The sequence below is a fragment of the Verrucosispora sp. ts21 genome, assembly GCF_002879555.1.
Taxonomy (GTDB): Bacteria; Actinomycetota; Actinomycetes; order Mycobacteriales; family Micromonosporaceae; genus Micromonospora; species Micromonospora gifhornensis.
Genome location: NZ_PNOZ01000054.1, coordinates 36,980 through 43,892 on the forward strand (window position 1 = coordinate 36,980; position 6,913 = coordinate 43,892).

Consider the following 6,913-nt stretch of genomic DNA (forward strand, 5'->3'; position numbering starts at 1 on the left):
AGATGACCCAGTTCCCCGGCGTGCGTGCCGCCGGCCGGTCCGGCCCGGTCCGCCTCGGCGAGCGTGCCGCCCGCACCCTCGTCGCCGAGCTCGCCCGGATCAACGACCCCAAGGCCGCGCTGCTGGTCGGCGCGGCACCGGAGTCCGCGGTGCTGGCCGCGGCCATCGAAGCGCTGCTGCCTGGCGACACCCTCACCGTGGTGCCGGCCGAGTCGGTCAGCCCCACGGCCCTGCGTGAGCACGTCAGCGCCCAGGGACGCTGGGTCGCCGATCGGGTCCGCGTGGTGGACAGCCTCGCCGAAGCCGAGCCGGCCGCGGTGGTCGTGGCCGGTGAGGCGCTGGCCGGCACCGCCGAGGAGGCGCGCGCGACCGTCGAGACGCTTACCAAGTACCTGGCCGACGGCGCGGTGTTGAGTGTGGCCACCGCCGTCGGCCGGACCGCCGGTGCCGCCGCCGAGTTGGAGCGCCAGGGCGCGCTGCACGGTGTCGGTGTCGACCTGGTGCTGCGAAACCCGGAGCCGGTACGCGTGTTCCGGCTCCGTTTCACCCCGACGGACGCGGCGGCGGCGGAGCGCCTCGCCCCGGCCTACCGGCCGTCGAGCGTGCCGGTGACCCGCGGCATGCACATCGACTCCAACGGCGTGGCCGCCGCCGGCATCGCCGTCGGGTTGGCCGCGCTGACCCGGCTGGCCCGGCCGAAGTCCAAGCTGTGGCTGGTGCCCGCGCTGGCCGCCGCGCCGGTGGCCGCCTTCTTCCGGGACCCCGAGCGGGATGTGCCGGAGGACCCGTCGGCGGTGGTCGCCGCTGCCGACGGCAAGGTCCTGTCGGTCCAGCGGCTGCACGACGAGCGCTTCGGCGACGGCGAGTTCCTGCGGATCGCGGTCTTCCTGTCGGTGCTCGACGTGCACGTCAACCGTTCCCCGGTGGCCGGCAAGGTGGTCGACTACTTCGTCGCCGACGGCGGCTTCGTCAACGCGATGAAGCCGGACGCGGAGCACAACGTGGCCGCGTACACGGTGCTGGACACCACGCACGGCACGGTGGTGGTGGCGCAGCGGACCGGCCTGATCGCCCGGCGGATCGTGCAGCGGGCGCCGATCGGCACCCTGCTGGCACGCGGCGAGCGGTTCGGGCTGATCCGGTTCGGCTCGCGTACCGACGTCTACCTGCCCGTCGAGGCCGCGGACCCGCTGGTCGGGCCGGGCGACAAGGTGGTCGGCGGGTCGACCGTCATCGCCCGCTGGCGCTGATCGGAAGCGAACGACAAAGGGCGCCGCGGTCGACCGCGGCGCCCTTTCGTCGGTACGGAGATCAGATGGTGCGACGCTGGTGCAGCCAGAGCAGCGGCCCGCTGATCAGGTAGCCCACCACGATCAGGCCGAAGGTGAGCCGCACGTCGATCAGCGCGCCGATCACCGGAGCGAGCCAGAGCCACGGCGGCAGCTTGACCAACCGGGCGAGCTTGGCGTACGGGAAGCTGCTGACCATGGTGAAGGCGAGCAGCGCCACCCCGGCGATCTGCACCGCGCCCGGCACCGGCAGACCGATCACCACCATCAGGGCGAGCACGGCCGCCGCCATCGTGGTGGGTACGCCACTGAAGAAGCGGCCGTCCTGGGGCGAGACGTTGAACCGGGCGAGCCGGATCGCGGCGCAGGCGGCGACGAGCGCGGCGGCCACTCCGGCGGCAGCCGTCGGCACCTCACCGGCGAGCGAGGCGTAGACCACCACGGGCGCGGCGAGGCCGAAGGAGCACATGTCGGCCAGCGAGTCCATCTGGGCGCCGAACGGGCTGGAGACGCCGAGCTTGCGGGCCAGCGCGCCGTCGAGTCCGTCGAAGGCGACGCAGGCGATGAGGAGCAGGGCGGCGACCCGTACATCGCCGTTCATGGCGATAAAGATCGCGTTGATGCCGAGCACCAGGCTGGCCAGGGTGCAGGCGTTGACCAGGGCGAACTTCACCCGACGGGCGATTGTCCGCTCGCCGGGCAGCAGCGGTGCGGCGCTGACCGTGGCGTCGTCCGTCACCGGGGTTTCGACACGGGGAGCCGGCCCGATCGCCGCGGGGGCGATCGTCTCGATCCGGGTCCGGTGGAACCGCTGCAGGCCGTAGCGACGGCGGGGACGATCCGAATACCGGGGCTCGGGCAGGGCATCGGTCGCGCCGTGCAGCTCGCCATCGCGGCGGCCGACGCGGACCAGCAGGACCTGACGGGCCAGGCTGCCGCTGCGGCGCAGCGGGCCCGTCCAGCTTCGCCCTGCGGGACGCGGGCTGTCAGTCGTACGACGCCGGCGCCAGGGGGCTCTCGGCACGCTTCCTCCATCACCGGATCAGCTGGCCGCCCGTGCGGGGCGGGTGTCCGGCTGTCTCGTTGCCGGACCGTTCGGGCCCGGCAGCCCATTTTGCGGAGTACACCATCGCATAGGCGAGTGGGGATTGGCGATAGCTGCCGGCGGTACTTATATCTCCCCTAACCACGCGAACCGCACGGTTATTCCCATCTAGGGCCTCATCGCCCGTTTTCCTCCCTCGACCCTTCTCCCGACTGTACCGGAGATCGCCTTCCGGGGCCGCCGGGCGACCGGTGAGGCCCGGTCGGCCATCCGGCTCACCCGACGGTCGCGACAGCCTCGGCGGCGATCTCCGTCAACGGAAGTTCGCGCAGCTCGGCCGGGGTGAACCAGGCCGAACGGGCGGTGGAGCCGCCAGCCATCTCGGTCACCGCCGGCTCGGTCGGGCGGTCGACCAGCACCCGGTAGACGACGCGGATGCCGTGCCAGTCGATGGGGTAGCCCTCCGGCCCGAGCGCGGCCGGATTATGCAGGTTGTCCACCCCGATGAGTTCGGTCACCCGACCCAGTTGGCCGGATTCCTCGACCAGTTCGCGTAGCAGTGCGGTGACCGGCTGCTCACCGTGGTCCGTACCGCCGCCGGGCAGATGCCACTGCCCGGCGCCCGGGTAACCGTCCGCGATCAACGCCAGGAGCACGCGCCCGGCCGGGTCGGACACCAACCCGTACGCCCCGAAGCGCTGCCGCCGAGCCGCAACCGGTGCGGCGAACGGCTCCCGCCGACGCAGCGCGCCGGAGGGCAGCGGCACGACCGGCAGGCCCAGCGCCTCGGCGGTGAACGGCAGCAGCGGCAACCCGGCCACCTCGTCCGGCGGCAGCCAGCGCGCCAGATCGGTGGTGCCGTCCCGCTCGCCGCGCAGCGTGCCACCCACGGCCGTCACGTCGAACAGCACCCGATCGGTGTGCAGGGCGACCCCCAGGTCGGGGTAGGGCGTCACATCGGCGACCACCGCCCGCAGCCCGGTCACCTCGACGGCGAGCCCGGTCTCCTCGGCGACCTCACGCAGCACCGCCCGCGCCGGATGCTCGGCATGCTCCAGGCCGCCGCCCGGCAGCGACCAGACGCCGGGAAAGTCGGCCCGGTCGGACCCCCGCACGAGCAGCACCCGCCCGTCGGGGTCCCGCAGCACGCCGTACGCCCCCACCCGCCGTACCTGCTCCACACCGACCCCCGCCTGCACGACCGTCTCCGGCCGCCCGGCCGCCGTCGATCACGAAGTTGTCGCCACCTGTCGGGGGCGTGCCCCGACAATAACTTCATGATCGCGCGGCCGGGCGCGGAGTGTGCGGTGGTCAGGTGAGGCGGGCGGCCTGGACGGCCTCGGCGGTCACCTCGGTGAGGCGGTCGGTCGGCAGGGCACCGAGTTCCTCGCGGGCGAACCAGCGGGCCTCACAGGTGGAGCCGCCGACGTCGGCGACCGTGGGCGGGGCCGGCTTGTCGACCACCACCCGGTAGAAGGCACGTACGCCGTGCCAGTCGATCGGGTAACCCTCCGGGCCCAGGGAGGCCGCGTCCCGGTGGCTGGCGACACCGAGCAGCCCGATCAGCCGCCCGGTCTGCCCGGTCTCCTCGACCAGTTCCCGGATCAACGCGGCACCCGGCTGCTCGCCGTAGTCGGTGCCGCCGCCCGGCAGATGCCAGCAGCCGGCACCCGGGTAACCGTCGGAGACCCGGGTCAGCAGCACCCGGCCGTCCGGATCGGTGACCACGGCGTACGCGGCGAAACGCTGCGCCCGGTGCAGGCCGTCGGGACCGGGTACCGCGTAGAAGGAGGGGAACTCCGGCGGCTCGTCGGGCACGATGTCGGCCGAGGAAGTGGGCAGCCCGAGGGCCCGCGCGGTGAACGAGCGCAGGGGCAGTTGCCGGGCCTCCTCGCGGGTGAACCAGCGGGCCAGGTCGGTCGGCCGGTCGACCCGGTCGGTAAGCGAGCCACCCCGGACCGAGACCTGGTAGACCAGCCGGTCGGTGTGGATGGTGATGCCGCGCTCGGGCAGCGCCCGCATGTCGGCAAGGACGTCCTGAAGGCTCGCGACGGAGACCGACAGCCCGGTCTCGGCGGCGGTCTCCCGGACGACGGTGTGCTGAGGGTCCTCACCGTGGTCGACCGCCCCACCGGGCAGAGACCACGTACCGGGGGTGCCGGAGCGCTCCGATGCGCGAACCAGCAACACTCGGTCTACCGAATCAGTACAGACTGCGTATGCCGCGATCCTGCGGAGCGGCTCCAGCATGGTGGTCACGGAGCCAAATTCTCCCCGCGACCCGTTAACGGCGCGGAAAAGAGTCGGATTCCTGACTTCCTACTTACCCCTGAGGCGCGAGTCAGGGTATTGATCCGGGCGGTCACCGAGGTCGATGCGCCCCGAGACGCGGACCGTGGAGACATGACTTCCACACCCCACGCCCCGTACAAGCAACTGCGCCGCCCGACCACCGACCGGATGGTCGCCGGGGTGGCCAGCGGCGTCGGCCGCTACCTCGGCGTCGACCCGACCCTGGTCCGGGTCGTCTTCGCGGTCGGCACCCTGCTCACCGGCGGGATCGCCGCACTGGCGTACCCGATCATGTGGTTCCTGATGCCCGCGGAGCCGGCCAGCGCGCCGGCCTGGCCGCACCCGACGGGCGTCCCGCCGCAGGGCCCGGCCGGCGGTCCGCCGCACGCCGGACCGGCAGGACCCGCCCCGCACCCGGCGTGGCCCTACGCCCCACCCGGCACACCGACCACGCAGTACGGGCCGGTCCCGCACGCCGCACAGCACGGCCCGGTCCCGCCCGCCACGCAGCACGGGCCGGTGCCGCCTGTGGCGCAGCACGTGCCGTCTGTCGCGGCGGCGACCGGTACCGCGCCGGACGCGACGCAGGAGAGCGCGCCGACGGTACGGATCGCCACCGCCGAGGGCACCGCGCCGACCAGGCCCGAGGCGGCTGCTCAGCCGCCGGCCTGAGTCGGCGTCACTCCCACTCGATGGTGCCCGGCGGCTTGCTGGTCACGTCCAGGACCACCCGGTTCACCTCGGCGACCTCGTTGGTGATCCGGGTGGAGATCCGGGCGATCACGTCGTAGGGCAGGCGCGACCAGTCGGCGGTCATGGCGTCCTCGCTGGAGACCGGGCGCAGCACCACGGGGTGACCGTAGCTGCGCCCGTCGCCCTGCACGCCGACGCTGCGTACGTCGGCCAGCAGCACCACCGGGAACTGCCAGACGTCGCGGTCCAGACCGGCGGCGCTCAGCTCCTGCCGGGCGATGAAGTCGGCCCGGCGCAGCACGTCCAGACGCTCCTGGTCGACCGCGCCGATGATCCGGATGGCCAGGCCGGGGCCGGGGAACGGGTGCCGCCAGACCATCGCCTCGGGCAGGCCGAGTTGCAGGCCGAGGGTACGGACCTCGTCCTTGAACAGCGTGCGCAGCGGCTCGACCAGGGCGAACTTCAGGTCCTCGGGCAGCCCGCCGACGTTGTGGTGGCTCTTGATGTTGGCGGTGCCGGTGCCGCCACCGGACTCGACCACGTCCGGGTAGAGGGTGCCCTGCACCAGGAACTCCACGTCACCGTGTGAGGCGATCTCCCGGGCGGCGGCCTCGAAGACCCGGATGAACTCCCGGCCGATGATCTTCCGCTTCTGCTCCGGGTCGGTCACCCCGGCGAGCGCACCGAGGAACCGGTCGGCCGCGTCGACCACCTTGAGCTTGATGCCGGTGGCCGCGACGTAGTCCTTCTCCACCTGCTCGGCCTCACCGGCGCGCAGCAGACCGTGGTCGACGAAGACGCAGGTGAGCTGGTCACCGACGGCCTTGTGCACAAGCGCGGCGGCGACCGCAGAGTCCACCCCGCCGCTGAGGCCGCAGATGACCTCCTTGTCGCCGACCTGCTCGCGGATGCGGGCCACCTGCTCGTCGATGATGTTCTGAGGCGTCCAGGTGGGCTCGATCCCGGCGATCTCGTACAGGAAGCGGGTCAGCATCTCCTGCCCGTGCGCGGTGTGCCCCACCTCGGGGTGGAACTGCACACCGGCCCGCCGACCGGCCACGTCCTCGAAGGCGGCGACCGGTGCACCGGCGGACTCGGCGGTCACCGTGAAGCCCTCCGGCGCCTCGGTGACACAGTCGCCGTGGCTCATCCAGACCGGAAGGTCGGCCGGCAGGTCACGGAGCAGTACGCCCGGTTCGAGCAGGCGGGGGCGTAGCGGCGTGCCGCCGTACTCCCGGTTGCCGGTGCGCGCCACCGTGCCGCCCAGGGCCTGCGCCATCGCCTGGAAGCCGTAGCAGATGCCGAAGACCGGCACCCCCGCCGTGAACAGCCCGCCGTCCACCTGCGGGGCGTCGGGCGCGTAGACGCTGGCCGGACCGCCGGACAGGATGATCGCGGCCGGGTTCTTGGCCAGCATCTCGGCCACGGGCATGGAGTGCGGGACGATCTCGGAGTAGACCCTGGCCTCACGCACCCGGCGCGCGATCAGCTGGGCGTACTGGGCACCGAAGTCGACCACGAGGACAGGACGCGGCAGGCTCATGTGCAGCAAGCCTACCGACAGTCACCCCCTCCCCCACCCCCACCCCACCCT

Annotated in this window: 5 protein-coding genes and 1 pseudogene; 2 read left to right on the plus strand and 4 right to left on the minus strand. The window is 72.8% G+C overall.

Annotation, left to right across the window (positions count from 1 at the left end):
* Window positions 1–2: 2 nt before the first annotated feature.
* Window positions 3–1,250, plus strand: a complete 1,248-nt coding sequence (locus C1A38_RS21800; protein WP_102659614.1) for a phosphatidylserine decarboxylase — start codon at window positions 3–5, stop codon at window positions 1,248–1,250.
* A gap of 61 nt (window positions 1,251–1,311) precedes the next feature.
* Here the strand turns inward: C1A38_RS21800 and C1A38_RS21805 are convergent, their stop codons facing one another.
* The 3 genes from C1A38_RS21805 to C1A38_RS21815 form a co-directional block, all read right to left on the minus strand.
* Window positions 1,312–2,238, minus strand: a complete 927-nt coding sequence (locus tag C1A38_RS21805; RefSeq protein WP_102659620.1) for a CDP-alcohol phosphatidyltransferase family protein — start codon at window positions 2,236–2,238, stop codon at window positions 1,312–1,314.
* A 371-nt stretch (window positions 2,239–2,609) separates the two neighbouring features.
* Window positions 2,610–3,533, minus strand: a complete 924-nt coding sequence (locus tag C1A38_RS21810) for an NUDIX hydrolase (RefSeq protein ID WP_233196944.1) — start codon at window positions 3,531–3,533, stop codon at window positions 2,610–2,612.
* 112 nt (window positions 3,534–3,645) lie between these two features.
* Window positions 3,646–4,593 (minus strand): NUDIX hydrolase, encoded by a 948-nt coding sequence (locus C1A38_RS21815; RefSeq protein ID WP_043721911.1) that lies wholly within the window; start codon window positions 4,591–4,593, stop codon window positions 3,646–3,648.
* A 144-nt stretch (window positions 4,594–4,737) separates the two neighbouring features.
* Between C1A38_RS21815 and C1A38_RS21820 the strand changes: the two are divergent.
* Window positions 4,738–5,019, plus strand: a pseudogene (locus tag C1A38_RS21820) (PspC domain-containing protein); the annotation flags it as partial.
* Between the two features lie 286 nt (window positions 5,020–5,305).
* Here C1A38_RS21820 and guaA read toward each other — a convergent pair.
* Window positions 5,306–6,862, minus strand: coding sequence for a glutamine-hydrolyzing GMP synthase (gene guaA, locus C1A38_RS21825; protein ID WP_102659615.1), 1,557 nt, complete (start codon window positions 6,860–6,862; stop codon window positions 5,306–5,308).
* Between the last annotated feature and the right edge of the window lie 51 nt (window positions 6,863–6,913).